Annotated in this window: 25 protein-coding genes; 8 read left to right on the forward strand and 17 right to left on the reverse strand. The window is 66.0% G+C overall.

Annotation, left to right across the window (positions count from 1 at the left end):
* Positions 1-581 precede the first annotated feature (581 nt).
* From G3O00_RS05805 to G3O00_RS05820, 4 genes are all read left to right on the forward strand, one after another.
* Positions 582-1397 carry a family 1 encapsulin nanocompartment shell protein gene (locus G3O00_RS05805; RefSeq protein WP_174930138.1) on the forward strand — a complete coding sequence of 272 codons (816 nt, stop codon included), beginning with the start codon at positions 582-584 and terminating at the stop codon, positions 1395-1397.
* A 104-nt stretch (positions 1398-1501) separates the two neighbouring features.
* Positions 1502-1771 (forward strand): hypothetical protein, encoded by a 270-nt coding sequence (locus G3O00_RS05810; protein WP_011349689.1) that lies wholly within the window; start codon positions 1502-1504, stop codon positions 1769-1771.
* Positions 1772-2392: 621 nt separating this feature from the next.
* Entirely contained in the window at positions 2393-5242 is a 2850-nt protein-coding gene (locus tag G3O00_RS05815) for an AAA family ATPase (protein ID WP_206142383.1), read from the forward strand.
* 125 nt (positions 5243-5367) lie between these two features.
* Positions 5368-7647, forward strand: a complete 2280-nt coding sequence (locus G3O00_RS05820; protein ID WP_206142384.1) for an FdhF/YdeP family oxidoreductase — start codon at positions 5368-5370, stop codon at positions 7645-7647.
* 214 nt (positions 7648-7861) lie between these two features.
* On the opposite strand, the gene G3O00_RS05825 is transcribed toward G3O00_RS05820, so the two are convergent.
* Entirely contained in the window at positions 7862-9346 is a 1485-nt protein-coding gene (locus tag G3O00_RS05825; RefSeq protein WP_206142385.1) for a cytosine permease, read from the reverse strand.
* Between the two features lie 395 nt (positions 9347-9741).
* Between G3O00_RS05825 and G3O00_RS05830 the strand changes: the two genes are divergently transcribed.
* Positions 9742-10665 (forward strand): LysR substrate-binding domain-containing protein, encoded by a 924-nt coding sequence (locus G3O00_RS05830; protein WP_041492437.1) that lies wholly within the window; start codon positions 9742-9744, stop codon positions 10663-10665.
* Between the two features lie 61 nt (positions 10666-10726).
* Here the strand turns inward: G3O00_RS05830 and argE are convergent, their stop codons facing one another.
* The 4 genes from argE to G3O00_RS05850 all read right to left on the reverse strand — a co-directional run bounded on the left by argE (position 10727) and on the right by G3O00_RS05850 (position 14422).
* Positions 10727-11890 carry an acetylornithine deacetylase gene (argE, locus tag G3O00_RS05835; RefSeq protein WP_206142386.1) on the reverse strand — a complete coding sequence of 388 codons (1164 nt, stop codon included), beginning with the start codon at positions 11888-11890 and terminating at the stop codon, positions 10727-10729.
* The gene (locus G3O00_RS05840) at positions 11883-12560 is read right to left on the reverse strand and encodes a DUF1028 domain-containing protein (protein ID WP_206142387.1); all 678 of its coding nucleotides are present in this window, start codon (positions 12558-12560) and stop codon (positions 11883-11885) included. The genes argE and G3O00_RS05840 overlap by 8 nt, the downstream gene beginning before the upstream one ends.
* A gap of 8 nt (positions 12561-12568) precedes the next feature.
* Positions 12569-13006, reverse strand: a complete 438-nt coding sequence (locus G3O00_RS05845; RefSeq protein WP_011349682.1) for a RidA family protein — start codon at positions 13004-13006, stop codon at positions 12569-12571.
* 75 nt (positions 13007-13081) lie between these two features.
* Positions 13082-14422 (reverse strand): NAD(P)/FAD-dependent oxidoreductase, encoded by a 1341-nt coding sequence (locus tag G3O00_RS05850; RefSeq protein WP_206142388.1) that lies wholly within the window; start codon positions 14420-14422, stop codon positions 13082-13084.
* Between the two features lie 305 nt (positions 14423-14727).
* Here G3O00_RS05850 and G3O00_RS05855 point away from each other — a divergent pair, with 305 nt between their 5' ends.
* Positions 14728-15009 carry a hypothetical protein gene (locus G3O00_RS05855; protein WP_206142389.1) on the forward strand — a complete coding sequence of 94 codons (282 nt, stop codon included), beginning with the start codon at positions 14728-14730 and terminating at the stop codon, positions 15007-15009.
* Between the two features lie 45 nt (positions 15010-15054).
* On the opposite strand, the gene G3O00_RS05860 is transcribed toward G3O00_RS05855, so the two are convergent.
* The 8 genes from G3O00_RS05860 to G3O00_RS05895 form a co-directional block, all read right to left on the reverse strand.
* Positions 15055-15228 carry a hypothetical protein gene (locus tag G3O00_RS05860; RefSeq protein ID WP_206142390.1) on the reverse strand — a complete coding sequence of 58 codons (174 nt, stop codon included), beginning with the start codon at positions 15226-15228 and terminating at the stop codon, positions 15055-15057.
* 225 nt (positions 15229-15453) lie between these two features.
* Positions 15454-16116: a hypothetical protein gene (locus tag G3O00_RS05865; protein ID WP_206142391.1), complete on the reverse strand. Its 663-nt coding sequence runs from the start codon at positions 16114-16116 to the stop codon at positions 15454-15456.
* Positions 16117-16224: 108 nt separating this feature from the next.
* A complete protein-coding gene (locus G3O00_RS05870) occupies positions 16225-16656 on the reverse strand; it encodes a hypothetical protein (RefSeq protein ID WP_206142392.1) in 432 nt (143 codons plus the stop codon).
* 87 nt (positions 16657-16743) lie between these two features.
* A complete protein-coding gene (locus G3O00_RS05875; protein ID WP_011349676.1) occupies positions 16744-18372 on the reverse strand; it encodes a tyrosinase family protein in 1629 nt (542 codons plus the stop codon).
* A gap of 872 nt (positions 18373-19244) precedes the next feature.
* Complete coding sequence (locus G3O00_RS05880; protein WP_206142393.1) at positions 19245-19691, reverse strand: hypothetical protein; 447 nt, start codon at positions 19689-19691, stop codon at positions 19245-19247.
* Positions 19692-19992: 301 nt separating this feature from the next.
* Positions 19993-20604 (reverse strand): hypothetical protein, encoded by a 612-nt coding sequence (locus tag G3O00_RS05885; protein WP_241024981.1) that lies wholly within the window; start codon positions 20602-20604, stop codon positions 19993-19995.
* Between the two features lie 35 nt (positions 20605-20639).
* The gene (locus G3O00_RS05890) at positions 20640-20945 is read right to left on the reverse strand and encodes a RebB family R body protein (RefSeq protein ID WP_206142395.1); all 306 of its coding nucleotides are present in this window, start codon (positions 20943-20945) and stop codon (positions 20640-20642) included.
* Between the two features lie 114 nt (positions 20946-21059).
* On the reverse strand, positions 21060-21617 hold the full coding sequence (locus tag G3O00_RS05895; RefSeq protein ID WP_206142396.1) for a sigma-70 family RNA polymerase sigma factor: 558 nt from the start codon (positions 21615-21617) through the stop codon (positions 21060-21062).
* A gap of 243 nt (positions 21618-21860) precedes the next feature.
* Between G3O00_RS05895 and G3O00_RS05900 the strand changes: the two genes are divergently transcribed.
* The gene (locus G3O00_RS05900) at positions 21861-22703 is read left to right on the forward strand and encodes a Crp/Fnr family transcriptional regulator (protein WP_241024984.1); all 843 of its coding nucleotides are present in this window, start codon (positions 21861-21863) and stop codon (positions 22701-22703) included.
* A gap of 80 nt (positions 22704-22783) precedes the next feature.
* On the opposite strand, the gene G3O00_RS05905 is transcribed toward G3O00_RS05900, so the two are convergent.
* The 4 genes from G3O00_RS05905 to G3O00_RS05920 all read right to left on the reverse strand — a co-directional run bounded on the left by G3O00_RS05905 (position 22784) and on the right by G3O00_RS05920 (position 24917).
* Positions 22784-23107, reverse strand: coding sequence for a RebB family R body protein (locus G3O00_RS05905; protein ID WP_011349670.1), 324 nt, complete (start codon positions 23105-23107; stop codon positions 22784-22786).
* Positions 23108-23285: 178 nt separating this feature from the next.
* On the reverse strand, positions 23286-23669 hold the full coding sequence (locus G3O00_RS05910; protein WP_085964591.1) for a RebB family R body protein: 384 nt from the start codon (positions 23667-23669) through the stop codon (positions 23286-23288).
* Between the two features lie 187 nt (positions 23670-23856).
* Positions 23857-24189, reverse strand: a complete 333-nt coding sequence (locus G3O00_RS05915; protein WP_011349668.1) for a RebB family R body protein — start codon at positions 24187-24189, stop codon at positions 23857-23859.
* Between the two features lie 80 nt (positions 24190-24269).
* On the reverse strand, positions 24270-24917 hold the full coding sequence (locus G3O00_RS05920) for a hypothetical protein (RefSeq protein WP_206142397.1): 648 nt from the start codon (positions 24915-24917) through the stop codon (positions 24270-24272).
* Between the two features lie 483 nt (positions 24918-25400).
* Here G3O00_RS05920 and G3O00_RS05925 point away from each other — a divergent pair, with 483 nt between their 5' ends.
* Complete coding sequence (locus G3O00_RS05925; RefSeq protein ID WP_206142398.1) at positions 25401-25754, forward strand: cyclophilin-like fold protein; 354 nt, start codon at positions 25401-25403, stop codon at positions 25752-25754.
* Positions 25755-25851 lie beyond the last annotated feature (97 nt).

Consider the following 25851-nt stretch of genomic DNA (forward strand, 5'->3'; position numbering starts at 1 on the left):
CCGCTTCGGCCGCGCCGCATCGCGACGGCTCGCTGAAAATCGGCTCGCTGAAAGGCGTGCCGTCGTAACCCAAATCGTCGAGGGCAGTCCGGCGCGCCAACCCCGCGCCGGGCGAGACGAGTCGTCGTGCCATGAACGGCCTCCACTGGGTTGTGAAGCCTCAATAGGCTGAGTCTATGATTCATCCGGGCTCGGGCCCGACGACTGAACGCCGCCCCACTCCGGCTTCCCGAAACCCGGCTGGATGAATGTTCACAAGAATGAACGACACGCGATAGGCCCTCAACCAGCATGGGTTCGCGCGCTATCGAACGCGGCCCGAGCGACGCGAGCGCCGGTACGCACCCGGACATCGCCATCCGGTCAGGACATTCCGCACGCGCGCTCACCACCACCCGCACGCGAATTGCAGAACAGTTGCGCCACCGCAGGGTGTCGTTTCGATTTGTGCTGCAGTGGTGTCAATAGAGCCTGCTAATATGCATTTTCGCCCGCGATCGGCCTGCCTGGCATCAGGCGCAGTCCGTCAGCCGATCGGCCCAAAATGAAGTGTTTTCGCAGACGTGAGGCAACCAGAACCCATGAATAACCTGCACCGCGAACTCGCCCCGATCTCGTCCTCCGCCTGGGAACAAATCGAGGAGGAAGTGGCACGCACGTTCAAACGATCGGTGGCCGGCCGCCGCGTCGTCGACGTCGACGGCCCCGAAGGCCCCGAGCTGTCGGCCGTCGGCACCGGGCACCTCGTCGACGTCGCCGCCCCGCGCGAGCAAGTCAATGCGCGGCTGCGCGAAGTCCGCACGATCGTCGAGCTGACGGTGCCGTTCGAGCTGAGCCGCGATGCGATCGACAGCGTCGAGCGCGGCGCGCGCGACGCCGACTGGCAACCGGCGAAGGACGCCGCACAGCGGCTTGCATTCGCCGAAGACGGCGCGATTTTCGACGGCTACGCGGCCGCCGGCATCGTCGGCATCCGCGAAGGCACGTCGAACAACAAGCTCACGCTGCCGGCGGACGTGAGCGCGTATCCCGACGCGATCAGCGACGCGCTCGAGGCGCTGCGGCTGGCCGGCGTCGACGGCCCGTACTCGGTCGTGCTCGGCTCGGATGCGTACACGGCGCTCAGCGAAGCGCGCGACCAGGGCTATCCGGTCCTCGGCCATATCAAGCGGATCGTCAGCGGCGAGATCATCTGGGCGCCGGCGATCAGCGGCGGCTGCGTGCTGTCCACGCGCGGCGGCGATTACGAGCTGCACCTCGGGGAAGACGTATCGATCGGCTACACGAGTCATACCGACAAGGTCGTCCGCCTGTACCTGCGCGAAACGTTCACGTTCCTGATGCTGACGAGCGAAGCATCGGTGGCCGTGGCGCCGCAGGCCAACACGGCGGCCTAACCGCGGTGGCCTGCGCGCGATGCCCGCCGGGCGTCGCGCGCGAGCGGCCACACCGCCGGCCGCATGTTCGTCGCCGATCAAACCCATCTTGCATGGAGTGTGTGATGAGCGAGTCGAATGAGGCATTGCAGGCGCTGCAAGCGTCGGTCGATCACCTGAAGCAGGCGGTCGATGCGAACGCGAGCAGCCAGGCCGGCGACACCGCCGTGCTGTTTACCGTCTTGTCGCTGGTCCTGGCGGAGTTGCCGCCCGACACGCGCAACCTGATCGAGGATTCGTTCTCCGTCTGGGCCAATGGCCTGCCGAATGCGGCACTGTCAACGGACGTGAAGCAGATCGCCCGGCAACGGCTTGCGATGACACTCCCGGACTGACCGCGGCACGCCACGGTTGCGCCGTGTCCGGCCCGGACCGTGCAACCCGCCCTCGCCTTCGGCCGCCACACACGCATCGTCTGCGGTGCGTGTGTGGTTGCACTTAGCCGGTCGCGGCACACTCCCCCCGCGTTACTTCCGTCGCGCCTCTCCACCCGCGGCGCCTTTCATCCGCCCGCAACCGGCGCCCTGCGCGCCGATGTCGCACCGCGATCCGTTCGCGTTGCGCCCCTTCCCGCTTCCTGTCATCACCCGCTGCGCACGCCGCGCACGCCCGTGCCGCCGTGCGCCCGCCCGTCTGTACTCCTTGCCACCCGTGCGCGCGTGCATGCGAGGGTGCAATTCACGGCCGGGCCGGCGCGGAACTGTGCCTTGGATAGCCTCCGCCGATTCGCTATTTTGAACGCAGTCGAAGCGATGCCGTGGGCTCCTCCCGGCACGCACGCTTGCCGACCTGACCGCGACCGTGCACGACGCCGGCGCGCGCTGCGTGACAGCACCGGTGCCGCCCGCGCGCCACCGTGCCGCGCGTCGTGCATTCGCGGTCGGGAAGCGCCAAGCGCCGCACCGCATCGGGACTTCACCCTTCGACCCACTTTCACCGACAGGAGCCAGACCACCATGCCCGCACTTTGCGATATCTGCCACGCCCGGCCGGCCGTCGCGCGCGCAACCGTGATGCAGGACGGCGAGCGCAAGACGATCTCGATCTGCGATTACCACTTCCGTCAGCTGATGCGGCATCAAAGCATGCTGAACCCGTTCGATTCGCTGCTCGGCGGTGGCGGCTCGTCGTCGCTGTTCGGTGGGCTCGACGACGACGCGCCGCTCGCCGCCGAGATCCCGCGCGAATCGGTCGACCCGACCGATGCGTTCAGCGAGCAGACGCTGGAGCTGCTGCAGCGCGCGGCCGAGAAGGCGCACGAGCTGCGCCGCAGCGAACTCGATTCCGAACACCTGTTGTACGCGCTCGCGGACACCGACGTGTGCGCCGCGTTGCTGAAGGAACTGAAGCTGTCGCCGCAGGACATCCGGTCGTACATCGACGAGCATGCGCACACCGGCACAGCCGACGCAGATGCGCCGCTCGACAAGCTGTCGATCTCGCCGCGCGTGAAGAAAGCCGTGCAGTACGCGTTCCAGGCGTCGCGCGATCTCGGTCACTCGTACATCGGCCCCGAGCACCTGTTGATCGGGCTTGCATCGGTGCCGGACAGCGTCGCCGGCACGCTGCTGAAGAAATACGGCGTCACCCCCGAGGCGCTGCGCCAGAAGGTCGTGAAGGTGGTCGGCAAAGGCGCCGAGGACGGCCGCGTCGATGCGCCGACCGGCACGCCGAACCTCGACAAGTTCGGCCGCGACCTCACCGCGATCGCGCGCCAGGGCAAGCTCGACCCGGTGCTCGGCCGCGCGCAGGAAATCGAGAGCACGATCGAAGTGCTCGCGCGTCGCAAGAAGAACAACCCGGTGCTGATCGGCGAGCCGGGCGTCGGCAAGACGGCGATCGTCGAAGGGCTCGCGCAACGGATCGTCAACGGCGACGTGCCCGAGGTGCTGCGCGGCAAGCGGCTCGTCGAAGTCAACATCAACTCGATGGTGGCCGGTGCGAAGTATCGCGGCGAATTCGAGGAGCGTGCGAAGCAGCTGATCGACGAAGTCACTGCGAAGCATGACGAACTGATCCTGTTCATCGACGAGCTGCATACGATCGTCGGTGCCGGCCAGGGCGGCGGCGAAGGCGGCCTCGACATCGCGAACGTGCTGAAGCCCGCGCTTGCGCGCGGCGAGCTGAGCCTGATCGGCGCGACGACGCTCAACGAATACCAGAAGTACATCGAGAAGGACGCCGCGCTCGAACGGCGCTTCCAGCCGGTGTTCGTGCCGGAGCCGAGCGTCGAGCAGACGATCGTGATCCTGCGCGGGCTGCGCGACAGCCTCGAGGCGCACCACCAGGTGACGTTCGCCGACGACGCATTCGTCGCAGCCGCGGAATTCGCCGATCGCTACATCACGTCCCGCTTCCTCCCCGACAAGGCGATCGACCTGATCGACCAGGCTGCCGCGCGTGTGCGGATCGGCGCGACGTCGCGCCCGGTCGACATCCAGGAAGGCGAAGCGCAGATCGCGCAACTGAAGCGCGAACAGGACTACGCGACGTCGCGCAAGCGCTTCGACGAAGCGAAGCAGTTCGAGGAGCAGATCACTGCGAAGCAGAAATCCGTCGACGAGATGATGGAAGCGTGGCAGCGCAAGACGGGCTCCGAAACGCTCGAAGTGACCGTCGAATCGGTGGCCGAGGTCGTGTCGCGGCTGACCGGCATCCCCGTGTCCGAGCTCACGCAGGAAGAACGCCAGAAGCTGCTGAAGATGGAAGAGCAGCTGCGCGAGCGCGTGGTCGGCCAGAGCGATGCCGTGGTGGCGGTCAGCGATGCCGTGCGGCTGTCGCGCGCGGGGCTCGGCCAGACGCACCGGCCGATCGCGACGTTCCTGTTCCTCGGGCCGACGGGCGTCGGCAAGACCGAACTCGCGAAGGCGCTGGCCGAGACCGTGTTCGGCGACGAGCAGGCGATCATCCGCATCGACATGTCCGAGTACATGGAACGGCACGCGGTCGCACGGCTGATCGGCGCGCCGCCCGGCTACGTCGGCTACGACGAAGGCGGCCAGCTCACCGAGCGCGTGCGGCGCCGCCCGTACAGCGTGATCCTGCTCGACGAGATCGAGAAGGCGCACCCGGACGTCTACAACGTGCTGCTGCAGGTGTTCGACGACGGCCGCCTGACCGACGGCAAGGGCCGCGTGGTCGACTTCAGCAACACGATCATCATCGCGACGAGCAACCTCGGCGCCGCGATCATCATGGACAACCTCACGCAACCGGAAGCCGCGCGCAAGACCGACAAGGCGATCCGCGAGGAACTGATGCAGGTGCTGAAGGGCCATTTCCGCCCCGAGTTCCTGAACCGGATCGACGAGGTGATCGTCTTCCATGCGCTGTCGAAGGAGAACATCCGCTCGATCGTGCAGATCCAGCTCGACCGCGTGGTACGCACGGCCGCCGCGCAGGACATCACGCTCGTGATGGGCGACTCGCTCGTCGAGCATCTGACCGAAGCCGGCTACCAGCCGGAGTTCGGCGCGCGCGAGCTGAAGCGCCAGATCCGCCAGACCATCGAGACCCGGCTCGCGAAAGAAATCCTCGCCGACCGGCTGAAGTCGGGCGACCGGTGCGAAGTCGACTACGACAAGGCCAGCGACGAAGTGAAGTTCAACACGCTCGCCGCCCCTGAAGCGAAGGAGACCAAGGACGCGAAGAAGGATGCCGACGGCAAGGCGAAACCGAACGGCAAGGCGGCCAAGGCAGGCGACGACGCGAAGACGGGCAGCACGCCCGCCGACGCACCGCCGCCCGCGCCTGCCGCGAAAGCGTCCGGCAAGAAGTCGTCCGGTACGAAGAAGGACGCGCACTGAAAAACAGCATGCCCCGCACGCCCGGGGCATGCATGACCGGCTCCGTCCACCGGACGGACCCGCCCCACGCCGCGACACGGCGCAAACCGAGCCTCCCGCAACGGGATCGGCAGATGGAGATTCACATGACAAATCGACGCGAAGTGCCAGGCATCAGGAAGTACGACGGGCCCGCCGGTGGTTGGGGCGCGCTTCGCGCGACAGCCGACGCGGTGCGCACGCAAATGGAAACCATCGAGGCGCCGATCGTGCTGATGCGGACCAACCAGCCCGACGGCTTCGACTGCCCCGGCTGTGCATGGCCCGACAAGGAACACAAGTCGACGTTCCAGTTCTGCGAGAACGGCGCGAAGGCCGTCACGTGGGAAGCGACGACCAAGCGCGTGACGCCCGAGTTCTTCGCGGCGAACACCGTGTCGTCGCTGCTGCGCATGTCGGACTACGAGCTGGAGAACATGGGCCGGCTCACGCATCCGCTCGTCTACGATCGCGCGACCGACACGTTCCGCGCGATCGAATGGGACGACGCGTTCGCGCGCATCGGCGAAGTGCTGCGCGCGCTGCCGCCCGAGCAGGTCGAGTTCTATACGTCGGGGCGCGCGTCGAACGAAGCCGCGTACCTGTACCAGCTGTTCGCGCGCGAGTTCGGTACCAACAACTTCCCCGACTGCTCGAACATGTGCCACGAGCCGACCAGCGTCGGCCTGCCGCAGTCGATCGGCATCGGCAAGGGCACGGTATCGCTGGAGGATTTCGATCACTGCGAGCTGATCATCTCGATCGGCCACAACCCCGGCACGAACCACCCGCGGATGATGGGCACGCTGCACGAGTGCTCGCGGCGCAACGTGCCGATCATCGTGTTCAACCCGCTGCGCGAGCGCGCGCTCGAACGCTTCGCCGATCCGCAGGACATGATCGAGATGGCGTCGTTCGGCTCGACCCGGATCGCCTCGACGTACTACCAGGTCGACGCCGGCGGCGACGCGGCCGCGCTGAAGGGCATCATGAAGGCGCTGCTGCAGCTCGAAGCCGAGCGCGGCGACGTGCTCGACCGCGACTTCATCGCGCAGCACACCAACGGCTTCGACGCGTTCTCGGCCGACCTCGAAGCCACGTCGTGGGACGACATCGAGCGTGCAAGCGGCCTCAGCCAGGCGCAGCTCGAACAGGTCGCGCTCGCGTACGCGAAGTCGAACGCAACCATCATCACGTACGGGATGGGCGTCACGCAGCACAACAAGGGCACGGCAACCGTGCGCCTGATCGCCGACCTGCTGCTGATGCGCGGCAACATCGGCAAGCCCGGCGCCGGCGTGTGCCCGCTGCGCGGCCACTCGAACGTGCAGGGCAACCGCACGGTCGGCATCACCGAGAAGCCGTCGGCCGAGTTCCTGAAGAAGATCGAGGACGTGTGCGGCTTCACGCCGCCCGCGCATCACGGGCACGACGCCGTGCAGGCGATGCAGGCGATGATCGACGGCACCGCGAAGGCGCTGCTGTGCCTCGGCGGCAACTTCGCGGTCGCGCTGCCCGATCCGGAACAGTCGTTCCCGGCGATGGCGAAGCTCGACCTGAGCGTGCATCTCGGCACCAAGCTGAACCGCTCGCACCTGCTCGTCGCGAAGGAAACCTTCGTGCTGCCGGTGCTCGGCCGCACCGAGCTCGACATGCAGGCCACCGGCCGGCAGTCGATCACCGTCGAGGATTCGATGTCGATGGTTCACGCATCGGCCGGCAAGCTCAAGCCGGCGTCGGACCAGCTGCGCTCGGAGCCGGCGATCGTCGCGGGGATCGCGCATGCGACGCTGCCGGCGAGCAAGGTCGCGTGGCTCGACCTGATCGACGACTACGACCGCATCCGCGACCTGATCGACCGCACGGTGTCGGGCTTCGAGGCGTTCAACGACCGCATCCGCACGCCGGGCGGCTTCCGCCTGCCGCTGCCGCCCACCGAGCGCGTGTGGCCGACGCCGACCGGCAAGGCGATGTTCTCGGTCTACAAGGGCGTGAAGGAAGATGCCGACGTGCTCGGCGCCGAGCAGGTGCTGCGGCTGATCACGCTGCGCAGCCACGACCAGTACAACACGACGATCTACGGGCTCGACGATCGCTATCGCGGCGTGTTCGGCCGGCGCGACGTGCTGTTCATGAACCCTGCCGATCTCGCGAAGTACGGGCTCGAACACGGCGACCTCGTCGACATTGAGACGGTCACCGCATCGGGCCGCGCGCTGCGTCTCGAGAAGATCACCGCGATCGAGTACGACATCGCGCCGGGGTCGGTCGGCGCGTACTACCCGGAAGCGAACGTGCTCGTGCCGCTTGACTACATCGACAAGGAAAGCGGCACGCCGTCGTACAAGTCGGTGCCGGTGCGCGTCGCGCGCTCGGCGGTCGTCTGACGCAACGGCAGGCTCGCGGGCGCCGTGCAGCGCACCCCGCGAGCCCGCCGCCAGCCGGCGACACCGTGCCGCGCACGGTTCGCCCGGCTACTTCGCCGCGACTGCGGCACGACGAAGGCGCTGAACGCCGGCAATCCGCGTTCAGCGCCTCCTCTACTACGCAGCACGGGAAACGGCACCCTGGCCCCCGCCTGCGCCCCGAATCACGTCCCGTTCAACGCGCCGCCGTCGGCGGCATCGTCGCGCCCGTCTGCCGGCGCCGATACGCGCTGTCACGCGACGCGAGCCAGTAGTACAGCGGCGACGTCAGCGCGAGCCCCACGAGCCACGACAGGTCCGCACCGCCCAGATGCGCGGGAATCGGGCCCGCATACATCGGCGTGTTCATGAACGGAATCTGCACGAGGATGCCGATCGCATACGCGAGCAGCGCCTGCGGGTTGAAGCGGCCGTAGATCCCGCCATCGGCCATGAAGATCGACTTGATGTCGTACTTGCCCTTGTGGATCACGTAGAAGTCGATCAGGTTGATCGCCGTCCACGGCACCAGCACGACGAGCAGCGCGAGCACGAGATCGACGAGGTTGCCGACGAAGTTCGTCGATGCACCGATCGCCGCGTAGCAGCACGCGACGAAGATCACGACCGACACCACCGCGCGCGCCTTCGCGGTCGGAATCCACTTGTACGCGAACGTCTGCACCGACGTGATCACCGCGAGCACCGCGCCGTACAGGTTCAGCGCGTTGTGGCTGATCACGCTCAGCAGGAACAGCACGAGCATCAGCGGGCCGAGCGGGCCCGTCGCCTGCTTGACCGCATCCATCGCGTCCGCGCCGGCCGGCACCGCGAGCACCGCGACCGCGCCGAAGATGAACGCGAGCGTCGAGCCGATCGTGCAGCCGAGATAGGTCGCCCAGAACGTCGACGCGACGCCGACGTTTTCCGGCAGATAGCGCGAATAGTCCGACACGTACGGCGCGAACGCGATCTGCCACAACGCCGACAGCGACACCGTCGCGAGCCATCCGGCAAAGTTGAAGCCGCCGCGCGTCAGGAAATCGTCGGTCGTCACGTGCGTGAGGATCATCCAGAAGCCGACCAGAATGCCGATGCCGAGCACCCAGGTGCCGATCCGGTTCAGGATGTGGATGAACCGGTAGCCGACGATGCCGATCAGCCCCGAGCCCACCGCGCCGATCACGATGCCGACGGGCACCGGCACCGACGACGCGATGCCGTGCACCGACTTGCCGGCCAGCACGATGTTCGACGCGAAGAAGCCGACGTACATCACGGCCGCGATCACAGTCACGAGCAGCGCGCCCCACGAACCGAACTGTGCGCGGCTCTGGATCATCTGCGGGATGCCCATCTGGGGCCCCTGCGCGGAATGCAGCGCCATCAGCACGCCGCCGACCGCCTGGCCGACCACGATCGCGACGATGCCCCACATCAGGTTCAGGTGGAACAGCTGCACGCCGAGCGCGCCGGTCACGATCGCGACGATGCCCCACATCAGGTTCAGGTGGAACAGCTGCACGCCGAGCGCGCCGGTCACGATCGGCAGCGGCGCGATGTTGCCGCCGAACCAGAGCGTGAACAGGTCGCGCACCTTGCCGTGGCGCTCCGCGGGCGGCACGTAGCCGATCGTGTGCTTCTCTATCATCGGGGACGCGTTGCGGTCCACGTTCGTCATGGTGATGTCTCCTGTCCTGCGCGCCGATGCGCGCTTGCCGTGTCAGCCGGCGCGCGTTGGGGGTCGCGCCTGCAATCGGGTCCGGATACGCGAGCGACGACGCACCGCGTGCACGCGCGGCGGTGTCGAACGAAGCGGACGACGCGCATGCGGGGACGGATGCCATGTCCCGCTGCCGCGTGCACAACCGCTTCGCGAACGTCGTGTTCCAGGTTGGAGACGATGGTGCGCCACGACCATCGCGACCGGAAAATACTAAAAATATTTCCGGGACATACGAAAAAGCTCTGCAGCGGAACTGCCGGCACCGGGGGGCTTTCAGGTAAGGTGCTACGCACAACCATGGACAGATTGCGCCCGCGGCGGCACGCCGGGGCCGTGCATCAGAGGTGCTTGTGGCTCACTACACTTTGCGGCAACTGAAATACTTCGTGACGACGGTGGAATCCGGCAGCGTCGCCGAGGCCTCGCGCCAGCTGTTCATCGCGCAGCCGTCGATCTCCAGCGCGATCAAGGGTCTGGAGGAAAGCTTCGGCGTGAAGCTGTTCATCCGCCATCACGCGCAGGGCGTGTCGCTCACGCCGAGCGGCACGCGCTTCTACCGGAAAGCGCAGGAGCTGCTGCGCATCTCGCACGAATTCGAACAGAACGCGCTGGCCGACAACGACGTGATCACCGGGCAGATCGACATCGGCTGCTTCGAGACGGTCGCGCCGCTCTATCTGCCGCAACTGATCGCGGGTTTTCGCGAGCGCTACCCGGGCGTGAACATCCGGCTGCGCGACGGCGACCAGCAGGAACTCGTGCAGGGCCTGACGTCCGGCACGTTCGATCTCGCGCTCATGTACGACCACGATCTCGACGGCACGATCGAGACCGAGCCGCTGATGCCGCCGCAGCAGCCGTACGTGCTGCTGCCGGAGAACCACCGGTTCGCGGGGCAGACGCACGTATCGCTGCGCGACCTGTGCGTCGAGCCGATGATCCTGCTCGACGTGCAGCCGAGCCGCACCTATTTCGTCAGCCTCTTTCATGAACTCGGGCTCACGCCGAACATCGTGTTCGGCTCGCCGTCGATCGAGATGGTGCGCGGGATGGTCGGCCAGGGGTTCGGCTTCTCGCTGCTCGTCACGCGTCCGCATTCCGAGTACACGTACGACGGCCAGCGGGTCGTGACGATCGCCCTCAGCGAAACGGTGAGCCCGTCGGGGCTCGTGAGCGCGCGGCTGAAGCGCGGGCAACTCACGAAGCAGGCGCAGTCGTTCGTCGATTTCTGCCGCGAGCGGCTCGCGCAGATCGTCGTGGAAACGGCGCGATAAGGAACGGCAACACGCACGCACTGCGAAACGCGGTGCGTGCGTGTCGGTACGGCGCGCCGCGTCAGGCGGCCGCAGCGAGATGCGCAGCCAGCCGCCCCAGCATCGCGTCGCAGCCGTGAAGCTGGTCGAGCGTGACGAACTCGTCGGGCTTGTGCCCCTGGTCCATGCTGCCGGGCCCGCACACCACGGTCGGAATGCCGGCCTGCCCGAACAGCCCGCCCTCGGTGCCGAACGCCACCGTGCCGAATGCGTCGGAGCCGCTCAGCATCGCGAGCAGGCGTGCGGCCTCGCTGTCCGGCGCAGTCGCCAGGCCCGGATACGCGCCCAGCGGCTGCAGTTGAATGTCGGTATCGGGCTGCACCGCGCGCATCCTCGGCAACAGTTCGGATTCCGCATAGTCCTGCAGCTTCCGCGGCACGTCGTGCGCATCGAAATCCGGCAGCGCCCGCACCTCGAAGTCGAACTCGCATTCGGCCGGCACGATGTTCAACGCGCGACCGCCCTTGATCAGCCCCGTCTGAACGGTCGAGAACGGCGGATCGAATCGTGCGTCGTGCCGTTCGGGCCGCGCGAGCGCCGCGCCGATCTCGCCGAGCCGGCCGATCAGCTTCGCCGCGTAGTCGATTGCGTTGACGCCCGACGGCGCGTAAGCCGAGTGACACGCGGCGCCCTTCACGTGGCAGCGCATCGCGAGCTTGCCCTTGTGGCCGAGTACCGGCTTCAGTTCGGTCGGCTCGCCGATCAGGCACAGGCGCGGCCGGTGCTCGCGCGCGGCCAGTTGCTCGAGCATCGGCCGCACGCCGAGGCAGCCGACTTCCTCGTCGTACGAGAACGCGAGATGCACGGGCACGCCCAGCGGCCGGGCGACGAATGCCGGCACGGCCGCGAGCACCGACGCGATGAAGCCCTTCATGTCGGCCGTGCCGCGGCCGTACAGGCGTCCGTCGCGCTCGGTCAGCCGGAACGGCTCAACCGTCCACGCCTGCCCGTCGACCGGCACCACGTCGGTATGGCCCGACAGCGCGATGCCGCCGCGATCGCGCGGCCCGATCGTCGCGTACAGGCTCGCCTTCGTGCGCTCCGTGTTGTAGAACAGTTCGCTCTCGACGCCGAAGCCCGCGAGATAGTCGCGGATGAAACCGATCATCTCGAGATTCGAATCGCGGCTGACCGTTGCGAAACCGATCAGCCGTTCGAGCAGTGCGCGGCTCGACGTGTCATTCATCGCCCGGCACTCCGTAGCTCGGCGCGGCGGTGGGATTCAGCGCGCGCGTCTGGTAGTCCTGCATCTGCGGCCGATACGCCTGCCACAACGCATCGAGCTGCCCGATCGGATCGGCATCGGCCCAGTCGACGCGCAGGTCGACGATCGGCCAGGTCACGTCGCCGGCCACCTTGAGCGCGGCCGAATGCACCGGCCCCGCTTCGCCACCGGCCGCCATCGCCGCCTGCATCGCCGCCAGCAGGCGATCGGCGAGCAGTCCCGGCGCCTGTTCGAACGCACGCACCATCGCGTCGATCACGGCCGGCGCAGCCAGCAGGTTGCCGGCCGCCACGCACTGCTCGCCCTGCACCGCGTGATGCGTGCCGAGCGCTTCCTTGCCGGTGAAGCACGCCGTCTGCCCCTGCCCGTCGATCACCGTGACCTGCCGGTACTGGCTCCAGCCGTTCGCGCTGAGCGCACGGTCGAGCGCCGCGGCGGGCGCAAGCTGCTCGTGCTCGATCAGGTCGAGGACCTGGGGCCCAAGCGCCGGCAGCGTGATGTTCTGCGTCGCGACGGCGCCGACGCCCGCGCGCACCCACGGGCAGCGCGCGCCCACCGCGATGCTCGACGAGCTGATCGCGATGCCGAGCTGGCCCGTCTCCGGGCAGCGCCCGACGATGGAGAAAGTCATGTCGCCTCCTATGCGCGGTTCGGCTGCCAGTTGTCCGGGATCACCGCGATCACGTCGATTTCCATCAGCCACTGCGGCTGGCCGAGCGCGGACACGACGAGCCCCGTCGAGATCGGATACACGCCCTTCAGCCACTTGCCGACTTCCTGGTACACGGGCTCGCGATAACGCGGGTCGATCAGGTAGGTCGTCGTCTTCACGATGTGCGTGAGGTCGCTGCCGGCTTCTTCCAGCAGCTGCTTGACGTTCTTCATCGCCTGCTCGGCCTGCGCGCGCGGATCGCCGAGGCCGATCAGCTTGCCGTCGAAATCGGTGCCGACCTGGCCGCGCACGTAGACGGTATTGCCGGCCCGCACGGCCTGGCACAGGTCGTTGTCGAGCGTCTGGTTCGGGTAGGTATCCTTCGTGTTGAACATGCGGATACGGGTATGGGTGGGTTGGCTCATCGGAATCCTTCAGTCGTCAGGGGTCACGCCGCCGCACCGGATGCGAACGCGGTGCGGCAGACGGCAGGGGTTCGGTCAGGTCACCGCGTCGGCGAGCGGCTGCGCATCGGCGTGCGCCGCGGCGCCGTCCTGCGCCGCGTGCGACGTCGAGCGACGCTGCGATGCGTCGTGGTAGTCGAGGTAGGTGCGCTGGATCGCGATGTGATCGGCGATGTGCCGCGCGTCGTGCCACACGCCCCAGATGAAGCTGGAGCCGCGCCGCGACAGCCACGGCAGCCCGAGGAAATAGATGCCCGGCTCCTTCGACACGCCGCGCTGGTGCTGCGGCTTGCCGTTGTCGGCAAACGCGTCGACCTTCAACCAGCCGTAGTCGACCGCGTAGCCCGTCGCCCAGATGATCGACGTGACGCCCGCGCCGGCAAGGTCGAGCGCGAGGATCGGATGCGCGACGCACTCGGGGTTCGGCAGGATGCGGCGCGCTTCGGGCTCTTCCGGCAGGTCGAGGCCGTTGCGTGCCGCATAGGCGTCAGCCGCATCGAGCAGCGACAGGTAGTTCTCGTCTCCACGCGCGAGATTGATCGCCAGATCGCGTTCGAACACGGCCACGCCGCCATCGAACGACTTCGTCAGCCCGACGAGCGTTACGCCCTGGTTCGCGAGCTTGCGGAAATCCACCGTGTGACCGCCGCGCGCGCCGCTCACCGCGATCGTCACGTGTTCGCGGCCGGGCGTCGCGACTTCCTTGTCCCATTCGCCGAGCACGCCGAGCCACCAGCAGAAATCGCGGCCGCGATACGCACGCGGCGGACGATCGTGCGGGCCGACCGACAGGTAGACCTGCCGGCCCGCGCGCTGCAGCTCGTCGGCGATCTGCACGCCCGACGACCCCGCGCCGACCACCAGCACCGCGCCGTCGGGGAGCTGGCCCGGATTGCGATAGTCGGCGGAATGGAGCTGCACGACGCGCGCGTCGTCCGGCGCGATCGGCGGAATCACCGGGCGCTGGAACGGCCCCGTCGCGACGACCACGCGGTTCGCCTCGATCGTGCCGTCGGACGTCTCGACGACGAAACCCGGCTTGCCGGTATTGCGCACGACCTTCTTTACCTCGACGCCGGTGCGGATCGGTGCGTTGAACTTGCGCGCATACGCTTCGAAGTAGTCCGCGACCTGGTCTTTCGATGCGAACGCGTCGGGATCGAGGCCGTCGAATTCGAGGCCGGGGAAGCGGTCGTGCCACGCGGGGCCGTTCGCGACCAGCGAATCCCAGCGCCCCGTGCGCCAGCGCTCGGCGATGCGGCTGCGCTCCAGCACGAGATGCGGTACGCCCAGCTTGCCCAGGTGCTCGCTCATGGCCACGCCGGCCTGTCCGGCGCCGACGACGAGCGTATCGATTGAGGTTGTTTCGACTGCCACGGCTGTCTCCTTCTGAAGTGCGGCTCGCTGCGACGCTCGTATGCTCGTGTCGTCGCGCGAGTGGGAATGGAGACATTCTGCTGACAGCCAGGCGTAGGCGAAATGATGTTTTTTGTGGTTGTTGACGAGAAAAAAGCTGGGGGGATGCCTCCGGACGGAGACATCATGCGTTCCGACACCGGGCCGGCACCGGCTGCGAAGTGACGCGGCAGCAGGGTCGAAATGGCGAGCGACGCATCTGCCGCTCCATACGGGAACGAATCATGCGCGTGAGTCGTGGTCGGCACTTAATGGAGGACGGCTCGATGAAACCCCTGACAATTGCAACGCGTCGAATTATCGCGACCCTCGTGGCAGGCGGCGCACTCGCCGCGACCAGTACGGCCTTCGCGCAAGGCTACGGCGCACCGCAACCGAGGTACGAAGAGCGAGCGCACGCCCCGGGCGCCGGTGTATCGGTCGAGATCGGCATGCACGGTGACCGCTACTGGGACGGCCATCGCTACTGGGAACGCGACGAGTGGAGGCATCGTCATCCGCACGATCGAGATCCGTGGCGCGAGCATGATCACGAGCATCGTGAATAGTGACGACCGCCGCCTGGAGTACGCGCAACTTCCGTGTGACGCGGGTTAGAAGTCGGATTCCGATGCCAAAGCGCTCCGGTCAATGAGCGCAAACCGCGTCATCACACTTTTCCGGATCAGCTTGAACGCGGCCTCGTCTGACAAGAGATGGCCGCGCTGCTTTTTGATATTGCGCAGTTGCGCGATCGCCTGATCAACGGCATCCCTGCCACCTTCCACGCCGTCACATCGAAAGTAGCCGTGTACTCGCTGCCGGCGCGAACGCCACTGCGCGCACGACCCGACGTCCAACGCGGCGATTCGCGGGCAAGCAGTCGCCCTGCGCATGCCGGTCGATACCGTTGCGCGCCGTTCGCTTGCCGCCGAACGCGTGGTCTTCGTTATTGCAATCGACTCACGCCACGATCATGTTTCGTCGAATACGATCTCCAGCTTTTTGCCATCCTAAGTAATCCGTTCGTTTTTATTGCGCAAGCGGTCTTTCAACGACACTGCTCCGAGCGCAACGCGATCACTCAGCGCGTAGAACGCCAGCATGCTGACGAGCATCGCAACCGCCACGCCGCTCGTGTCCCAACGCAGCCCCAGACTGAACGCCACCGCCTTGATCGCCGTCATGCCGAGTACCATAACGAGCAGCATCGCCGCAAACTCTAGCGCGACCCGAACCGGAGCCCGAACCAGCGCGCGTACCGTGCTGCGTCGATGCGCGCCCTGGCGGTCGGCCTCGCGCCGGATCAACAGCGCCAGCATGGCCAGCATCGACATCGGAAACCATTGGAGATGGAGCACGAGCGTATTCCACATGGCGCCGGCATCGAGCGTTCCACCGCAGATATTGAGAATCGCATCCAGCGGGGAGCGCATCGCATCGAGCGTCAAGCCCGCGCAGATCGCGGCCATGCACCAGAGCATCGACCGGCGCGCACACCGGCCGGGCGAGCCGCTTCTCGTCGAGTAGCCGGCGATGCCGCAGGCAATCGCGCCGATGCCGTTCCATATCCAGCCGGATGGGGCACCGTGCAGCCTGGTCGGCAAGTCGCAGGCGAGAAAACCGAGGAGCGCGAACGCCAGCCCGCCGCGCACGCGTCCGGATATCGGCAGCATGGCCGTTCGCGCAGGCCCGATCCTGGCGCTCGCGCGAATCGCGTCCGTCACCCTTGCCGGACGCCTGGCCGTGTCAGCCGGCGGTGCAGTCGGCGTAGTCATGACGGTTCAGGCGGGATCCCTCATGACCGCATACCACGAGCACACCACCCCGGCCGGCGCGACGCCGCCGCTACCGCTCGCATGCGGAACCGTGCGGACGATCGAACCGGTCAGCGCCGGACGCTGATCGACGCCATTGGGCCAGGGCGCGCTCACGTACCCGACATAGTCGTATACCCATTCCTCGCCGCTGACCACGCCGCGCCCCTGGAATCGCACCGTGCCCGGATTCCCGTAGGTGATCCAGCCGTTGAGTTGCAGTTCCCATCCCGGGCCGAAAATGCGCCCCTTGAAAATGCCCGCCGGCGCCTGCTCGATCTCGATCGTGCCGAGGCCGAATTCAAGGTCGTTGAATGCGGTGGCCGGGTCGGGATCGTTCAGGAAACTGCGATAGGTCCACAGCCCCACCAGGCTGCCGGTTTCGGGTGTGTAGCTCATGCCCGCGTCTCCCCTTCATGTCCACGTTGTCGACGTACCGAGGTGAACCGGCGCCGGGCGACGGCGCCGGTCCGTCACGCGCCGCCGCTACCGGACTTCGAGCCGGAACAGTTTCGGTGCGGGTTGCGGCGGCGCGCCGGCGACGGCTTGCAAAGCGGGCGGTGACGCGGGTTGCGTCTGCAGGCGTACGCCCTCGCGCGTATGGATTTCGACCTCGTACTGCGCATCCTGCACCGCGCTTTCGGCGAAGTGATTCAGCGGGAAGAACGCCTTGACTTCGAGGTGCGTCTGGCAATTCGCGCAGGACACCACGCTCCAGCGGCTCAGCACGGCCTCCGTGCCGAGCAGTTGCCGTTCGCCGTCCACGTTGACGTACGCGGACACGAGGAACGACCCGGCAATCGGCGCACGATTCAACCCGGAGACGCGCACGACCTTGCTGCTGTTGCCGGCCGGCACGGTCGCTGCCGCGAGCGAGTACTTCGGCAGGTTTTCCAGCGAACCGGGGCCGTACGTGTAGCCGAGCTGTTCCTCGATGTTGATGCAGTCGAGCGACGTATAGGCGCGCTCCTTGCCGTTCTCGCTCTTCTTGAACGGATCGAGCGGCGATTCGAGCGTGAGCCACGAGTTGGGCACCGTGCCCGGCGTCGGCCCCTGCGCATCGACGGAGTTGGTGCCCGGATACTCGGCGATGACGTCGAGGTGCTGCGTGTAGCCATGCCGCTTCTGCCACAGCCAGAACACGCGATCGATGAAGCAGTGGTGGAAATAGAAGATCGGATCGAGGCCCGCCGTGTCGTTTTCGCCCATGTCGCCGTTGGCGCCCGGAATCGGCGAGAAATCGCCCTTGTTCGGGCCGTGCGGCACGTCGAACCCGCCGACGGCAAGGTGAATATCGTTGTGCGGCGACTCGAGCGGGACGACGGGAATCGCATCGGCCGGAAGATTCTCGTTCCACTGGGCCGCAGACGACGTATTGGAAAACACCGTGTAGTTCGGCGCATTCAGGCACTGCTCGAACTTGCTCTTCACGTTGGTCGGCACCACGTCGCCCTTCACGACGATGTACGACGTGAGCCAGTCCACGATGTTGCGGTTCAGTATGACGACGTTCTCCTTGGCGTTCGGAAACTTCGCGTTGTGCTTCTCGGTGGCGGCCTTGTCCTTGTCGGTCCCCACGAGCCCCGACAACGGGTAGCGCACCGTGGTGTAGGGCAGCGGTTTGCTGTAGTTCGGATTGTCGCCGTTGATGTTGTCGGCGATCGCCCGGTTGAACGCGAAGGACGCCAGCGGGTTCGGAATCGTTTCGCCGTCGAGCTCGAAATCCGGGGCGGTCAGCGCCCACGGAATGCCTTTCGTCAGCGACTCTTCGCTGGTTTCGTCCCAGAACGGCAGCATCACCTGCTCGCAACCGGGGATGCTCTGCAGCGCCTGTTCCAGCCGCAGCAGGTAGGCCCGGTGCCAGGTGGGGAACAGCACGTTGCCGTGGTTGCAATAGCCGCCCCAGTAAGACGCCGAGCCCCAGCCGGCGCCGCGGAACGGCTCGCCGTGGAAGCCGCCGATCATGAAGAACGAGTTCGGATCGTCGGGCGGCAATGCCTTGATGCCTTTCCACGCGCGCATCACGTCTTCCAGCGGCTTTTTGTTGCCTGCCAGATATTCGGCTTGCAACGATTCGATCGACGGACGAACTCTGACTCCAGGTGCGTTATTCATGATGTGTCCAGTCCCCTTCGTGGGTAGCGTTACGGTTTGGCCGCCAGGTTTTGAACGTAAGCAGGTAATTCAAAAATCAGTCAAACTCACGTTCAATTGAATTCGTTTTATTAAAATAGCGCTTGGCAAGTTGAAAGCATTAATCGGCAGGCCATAGGCGGGCCCGCGTGGTCACCTGATCGCCTCCATGGGGGCGTGGACACGCGCAACAGGCGCAACACGGCCTCTGGAAAGGGGCTGCGCCTTCAGATCGTAGGGATGCCGTGGTGAATCGATGCCGATTCGGCAGGCACGAATGCCTGGCAAAGTAGCCGAGATACCCCGATAGCGTTTTATCCTGATTTGGTATGAGTAAATAAAGCAGATGGCGCTTGTTTTAGCAAGGGCAAGGCAGGCTTGATTATTAAAAAATTTGTACTCTGAAGCGACTATTGGCTTGTTTTATTTTCATGAATAATCTCGTACATTTACGACGATATCGTAAAGACACGGCGCCAGATAATCGCAGGTGAGTGATGGAGTTTATTAATGCAATCGGCCGACGGCTACCTTACGATCGTCGGCGGGTGCTCGGCCGGTGCTCGGCCGGTGCAATCGTTTCTGGCCAGGAGAGCGTCTTGGGTTGGACTGGGTGACGGTGCTGCGAACTTGCGTCTCCGGTAATTGCGGTTAGCGTCGCGGGAGCGGGTGAACACTCGCAGAGAACAAGGAAGATCGCATCGCAACATTCAAACGACGAGATCCCGAGCGGGTGGCATCCCGGTCATTCGACTTCCCCTTCACGACCCACCCATCCACGACCATTCCTGACCGTGCCATTCGAACCGGCACCCGCACGCATGGCGGGTACCGTCCTCAACGGATCGTGCCGGCTACACGTCGATCCATGCGCCGGTGCCGTGCTGATACTGCATCACGCCACCGTGGATCCGCACCCGCAGGTTGCCGTCTTCCACCTGGACCCAATTGAGCATGTCGAGGCTCTGCATCAGCCCGACGAAGAAATCCTGCAGTTCTTGCGTGTCGCTGGCTTGCCAGAGGTCGATGCGGCCGAGGCATGCACGCAGATCGCCGCTCTGCTGCATGATCGTCTCGACCTGGCCGGCTACGTCTGCTGCCGGATCGTAGACATTCGTGCCGTCGATGCTGACGATCGACAGGTGGATTCCGCGCACCTGCGTGGGCTGAGCCGGTGCCTGCTCGACGAGCGCGATGCAGCTCGTCATCGCACCGAAATCGATTTCCGTCGCATCGCCCCAGGTGCGCTCGCCTACTGCCAGCGGCGCGGGACCGTGTACGTTTTGAATGATGTAGGACATGGGTTCCTCACGTGACTGATAGGACTGCAGATAGCGGGCCGCGACGGGTTCGGGAAAGCGAACGTGCATCGGTCCCGCCGCTCACATCCCCCATCGGGCCCGACGGCCCGGCGGGTCGTGTCGATTGATGCGTCGTCGGTGCGCGTGCGGAAGGCAATTGCCCGCGACGCTCCACATCGGCGCGATCATCCACGCCACGCGGACGATCACGCACGCATCGATTCAATGCCGGTCGTTTCGCGGCTGCCGGGGCCGTCGTCGACGCTGCCCGCGCAGCCCGCGACGGCATCGTCGGCGTACCCTACGCGCCCTTCTTGTCCAGCAGCGCCTGATACTTCTGCAGGCTCTCGTCAATCCTGTCGAGTGCGACACTGGCGGCCTCCCCTTCGATCGCTTCCGCGGCACCCGCGACGATCGCCGCGGTCGCTACGAACAGATCGGTCAACAACAGGCCCACCGCATCCATCGCCATGCCGGGCACGTTCTCGTCGACGGTCTTCTGCGCCAGGTCCTTCATCAGCACGCTCTTGCCCGCGATCGCCAGCGACGTCGTCGCCTCGAAGTAGTTGGCCGCCGCCTGCGCGACCATGCCGCCCGCCTGCGTGATCATCATGTTCGGGCCGACGGCAATCTGCGTCGTCGCATAGGACGCCGCCTCCGCATTGATCGCCTGCACGGTCTGCAGCGCCGAGCCGCCGGACCCGGCCGGACCCGCGACCGGGTTCGGGGCTTTCAATGCATCGGTGAAGCGGCGCAGCCGGTTGACCGGCCACGCGCGCGCGCCGGCTTTCGGTGTCGCGGCGTGCGGCGTGACATCGGCCGGCGTCGTGGCTTCGGCTTCGGCTGCGGCGTCCGCGACATCGTCCGGCGCCTGCGTCGTGCCATCACCGCGTCCGCCCAAAAGACCTTTCATGTTCATGATTCAGATATCCCGAGAGTCATCGCGTCCTAATGCGTGGGGCCCGTCTGCGGCCCGGCCGCCGGAACCTGCGGCATGCCGCCAGCCCCACCGCCCGATGCACCCTTCGGCGATGCTTCGACGGACAAGATCATGGCCACCGCCTTCGACACGACTGCGTTCGAAATCTGGTTCAGCGCGGCCTGCTGCTGCGTCATGTTCTGCGCCGAGATGCCGACGGCCTGGCTGAACATCTGGTAAAGCGTGCCCAGCGCCTGGGCCGGGGATCCCGCTACGACGTTGACGTTGGTCTGCGTCACCGCATCGGTAATCTGCTCATTGACTTTGTCTGCCACGAGGCCTCCTCGGAACCCGGCTCCGGCATGCGATTGAAGGAACGGACGGGCCGGCAGGCCAGCGACGCCGCACATGCCGTTAGGAACGCTGCGTGCCCGCGTTCGTGAACGCGCTTACGCGAGTTCCTCGCGCAACTTCTTGCGCAACAACTCGACACGCTTCCGGGCAAGCGGCTCGTTGATCCCGAGTGTCGCCGCGATGTGCAGATAGGGCCGGTCTTCCTCGAACTTGAGCGTGAACAGCATCTGCTGCTGCGCGGGCAGCGTGGACAGCGCCTGCTGGAGACGCACCAACTGCTGTCGAAGCAGCATCTGCTGCTCCACCGACGGCGCGTGGCCGGCCAGCTCGACGGTGTGATCGTCGTCCCAGCCCGGGTCGAATTCGAGCATCCCGCTTTCGCGCAGCCGGCGCCGTGCGCCATCGAGGAATGCGTGGTTCAGCACCAGAAAGAGAAAACCGGCCAGGTTCTGAACGCGCTCGGGCGAGCGCTGCAGGTAAATGTGGACCTTGAGTGCGGTATCGGAGAGCAGTTCGTCGGCGCGGTGAATATCGCCCTTGCACAACAGGCGCGCGCGGCGCCGCAATTTCCCCTGCATCTCCCGCCACGTGCGATCGAGTTGCTGCGCCGGACACTCGGGCGTCGGGGCAGCGTGCTGGTTCGAGGTTGTCATCGCGTGCCTTCCAGTTTTTATGGAAAACACAGAATCGATTCGACGCCGCGAATGACGCTGTTACCCGTGTAACACCGTTATAACGATAATCGGCCTCGGTAAATATTCTTGATTATTATGAACGGAAATTTCAATTCTCCGGCATAGCCCGATCCGTTGTTTCAGGTGCGTCGCCGGGCCTGAATAACGGCATTGCGATGAAAAAGAACGACTGCCGCCGCGAAGGGTTCGTGCGCCGCCGGCATGCAGCTACCCCTGTCGATCGACCAGGCGCCGTTGCCGTCAAAGTGCCGCCCTGTCCGGCCTGCTTGCCGATTATCCCGACACTTTCATTATTCATTTTTCACGCAATGCCGAAGGCAGCGTTTTTCGCTAGGTGGCCGTATCGTCAAACAACCTCGCGCGGAAAACATGCCTGCCCTTGCTAACGCTCAGACGCTGCGCAATATACCGATACTCACCGACCTCCCGGAAAGCCTGATCGCGCATATCGAGCGGCATGTCACGCCCTGGCCCGAACACGGCAATCGCCTGTTGTTCTTCAAGGGTGATCCGGGCGACTTCGTCGCATTCGTGCACCGCGGACACGTCTACAAGACGCTGCACGAACCCGGTGGACGCGAGATCATTCTCGGCCACTCGATGCCGGGCGAACTCATCGGCGAAAACACGCTGATTCGCGCGCACCGGCGCAACTTCACCGCCCAGTTGAGCGCCGACTGCCGCATTTCGCTGCTGCATCGCCCGTACTTCGCGCCGCTGCTGGCCAACCCGGAATTCATGGGTCGCATCCACGAGCAGCTGTGCCGGCATATCCACCAGTTGAGCGACTTCGTCGAGTCGGCATGCCTGTACCGGCTCGACGCCAGGCTCGCGCGCCATCTGCTGAACCGCATGCAAGGGAACGATCTCGAGGTACCGCTACCGGAGAACCAGAGCGTCCTCGCGGCGATGCTGAACGTCAGCCGGCCGCGACTGAACAGCAGCCTGCAGAAGATGCAGCGCGACGGCCTGATCCGGCTTCACGAACACGGCGTGACGATCGAGAAGCCGGAGCAGCTCCGGACCATCGTCGACGCCAATTGACGGCCGGGCACGCACGAGCGTCGTGCGGTGCCGCGGCGCGGGGAAATCGCGTGCGCCGGGCGGGCGGCGCGCAGGAAGGATCAGCCGCGCCAATGGCCGATGGCGTTCATCAGCTGCGCGACGGCGGCCAGCTGCGACGCAAAGCTGTCGTTCGCCGATCGCGCGGCACTGGCCGCCGCCGCCGGCGAGCCCGCATAGAGCTGCATGACGCCGACGGTCGTCGCGGCGAGATTGGACATCGCCTGGTTCGCCTGCATCTGTACCGCGTTGTGCAGCAGGATCGCGGATGCATGGCTGTTCGACTGCATCAGCGTGCCCAAGGCCACGGCGGGCGCCTCGCCCACCACCTTGACGTTGGCTTGCGTGACCGCATCGGTCACCGCGGCAGAAACCTGTTCCGGCATGTCGTTGCTCCTGGTTGGCTCGCCGCTGCGGCGCAGTCACGGCGAAAGCATGAGAGGGTCGGTCGGCGACGCGCGCCGCACAGGGCCGGCGAGACGTCGCGAGCGCCGACACGACATCGGGCGCCGGGCGGCAGCCACCGATCGGTGCCGCCGCCCGGCGTCGACGCCGCGCTACGCGTCAGGCGAGCGCCTTGCCGATCGCGAGCACGTCGGCCAGCACGGAAAGCACGCCGTTCGAGCCGATTTCCGTCGCGGCGGCCCCCGCGCTCGCCGGCCCGAGCGTGTACAGCTGCATCGTGCCGACGTTCGTCGAGGTCGGCAGCTGCACCGCCGACTGCGACTGCTGCTGCACCGCGTTCTCGAACAGCACGCTGAGCGAATGGCTCTGGGCCTGGTACAACGAGCCCGTTGCCATCGCCGGCGCTTCGCCGACCACCTTGACGTTGGTCTGCGTGACCGCGTCGGTGATCGCGGCGTTCACCGCGCACGTCTTGCAGTTGCAGGGGTCTTTCGGGTCCTTCGGATCCGTCGGTGCTGCCGGGTCGGTTGTGTCGTTTGCCATCGTATTTCTCCTGGTTCGCGAACAGGCACCGTATCGATTCGGCTCTGCCCGTTCTGTCGGTTACTCCGGAACACCGCGCGGCACCGCTGTTCAGGCGCCGGCGGCCATGCGGGTCCGTGGCACGGCGGCGGCATTGGCGGCTCGCGCCGCTTGCGCCGCCGCTCAACCACGGCGTTGCAATGGCGCGTCAGGGCTTGACTGCCTTCCCGATTGCGATCACGTCGGCCAGAATGGAGATGATCCCGTTCGCGCCGATTTCCGTGGCGGCCGCGCCCGCGCTTTCCGGCCCGATCGTATAGAGCTGCATCGTCCCCACGTTCGTCGACGTCTGCGACTGGATCGCGGCCTGCGACTGCTGCTGCACCGCGTTCTCGAACAGGATGCTGAGCGAATGGCTCTGGGCCTGGTACAGCGAGCCCATCGCCATTGCCGGCGCTTCCGCGACCACCTTGACGTTGACCTGTGTGACCGCATCGGTAATCGCGGGATTGACCTGGCACACTTGACACGTATCAGCCATTTGTTGCTCCTTGGTTCACGTAGTTGAGAGATCGCACATCGGGGCCGGCCCGTTTCGCTTTCTGCCGAATCACCCGCGTGCTACTCCATGGACGCTTGGCCGGAGGGATCGTGAACGGCCGCGGCGACGACAGCGGTCGGTTCGGACGGTGCGGCCGGGGCCGGGGCCGCGTCAGTGCTTCGCAGCCGCGCCTCCATCGCGTCGAGCCTGGCATCGAGCCGCTCGGCGAGCGCATCGACGTATTGCCGAAAGCACGCGTCGATTTCCTGCCGGATCAGGCCCGTCAACTGTTCGCCGATCATCGCCAGCGCCTCGCGGGTGCTGTCCTGGATCTCGGCCGCGCCGGATGCCTGCGCGTCGCCCTGCGGCTCGTGCGCGTCGAGTACGCCCGACACTTTCCGCTGTTCCGACGCCAGCATGCCGAGGGTCGTCTCGTTCTGTGCGTCGATCGTCTGCAGGATGCCGCGCATCTTCTCGTACGCCTTCTGCTGGTTGAGCTGCAGGAAATGCTTGACCTGTTCACGTGCCTCCTGCCGGGTTTTCAACTGCGGCAACGGCCGGTTCGCGGCGGGCGCCGGCGCGGCCATGCCGGCGGCCGGCGCTGGCAGGTTCCCGTTCCGGCTCGGCAGTTGCTCCAGCAACATCTGTTCTTCGGCCGGCGCGAGGGGCCGCCCCAGTCGCTTCTCCGCGAACTGCCGCAGCAGCGGGTCGAGTGCTTCGTGGCTCATGGCTTACCTCTCCTCGATGTCCGCCCGCTGCGCCGGTGCGTGCGGTCGGGGGGCGGTCGGACGCAGCGCCGAGGCGCGCTGGTCGGCAGGCTGCAATGGATATCGCATGGTGTTCTCCCGGGAATGGACGTGCGACGGCCTCGCCGGAAAGTTCGGCGGGACCGCTGCAGGGACGAATCGGGAGACGGGTCTGTGAAATCGAGCGCTGCACACGCCGGCCGCGCGTATCGGAGCGGGGCGGCAACATGAATTAATTAGTCAATCTTATAAGCCATTTAATCATTAAGCAGCTAGTCAGCGCGGCGCCCAACCGGGATCATCTGACGCATGAAGATCTCCGCCCCCGTGTCAATGGGCCGGTTGTGGCACGGAGCACGCGCGCTGCCGGGAAGCTCGCTGCTGGTACTGGCAAGCTGGGCCCTCGGAAGTGCGGCGTCCCCGCCATCGGTCCCTACGTCGCCACCATTCTCGGAAACACCCCTCATGAAAATTCGACTGATCGTCGGCGACCAGGTCGCCACCGCCACGCTATACGACAACGCCACCGCGAAAGACTTCGCGACGCTACTGCCGATGTCGTTGACGCTCACCGACTATGACGTCATCGAACGTGTGTCGGACCTGCCTCGCCCACTGTCCGTCGCAGGCGCCCCTGCCGGAATTGCGCCGCAAGCCGGCGAACTCGCTCACTACGCGCCATGGGCCAACCTGGCGATTTTCATCAAGCCGCGCACCTATTCACGAAGCCTGTTGCCGTTGGGCAAGGTGGACGAAGGCCTGTCCATCCTGGCGCAACCCGGACCGTACGAAGTCCGGATCGAACGCGCCGAGCCCTGAGCCCGTCCGACGAACGACGACATTTCATGCCAGATGGTCTGGCCCCTCGCACGCGAAACGTCCGCAGCACGGCCGCCGCTGGCGTGACTTTTCCCAC

Source organism: Burkholderia sp. Ac-20384, assembly GCF_017104605.1.
Lineage (GTDB): Bacteria > Pseudomonadota > Gammaproteobacteria > Burkholderiales > Burkholderiaceae > Burkholderia > Burkholderia lata.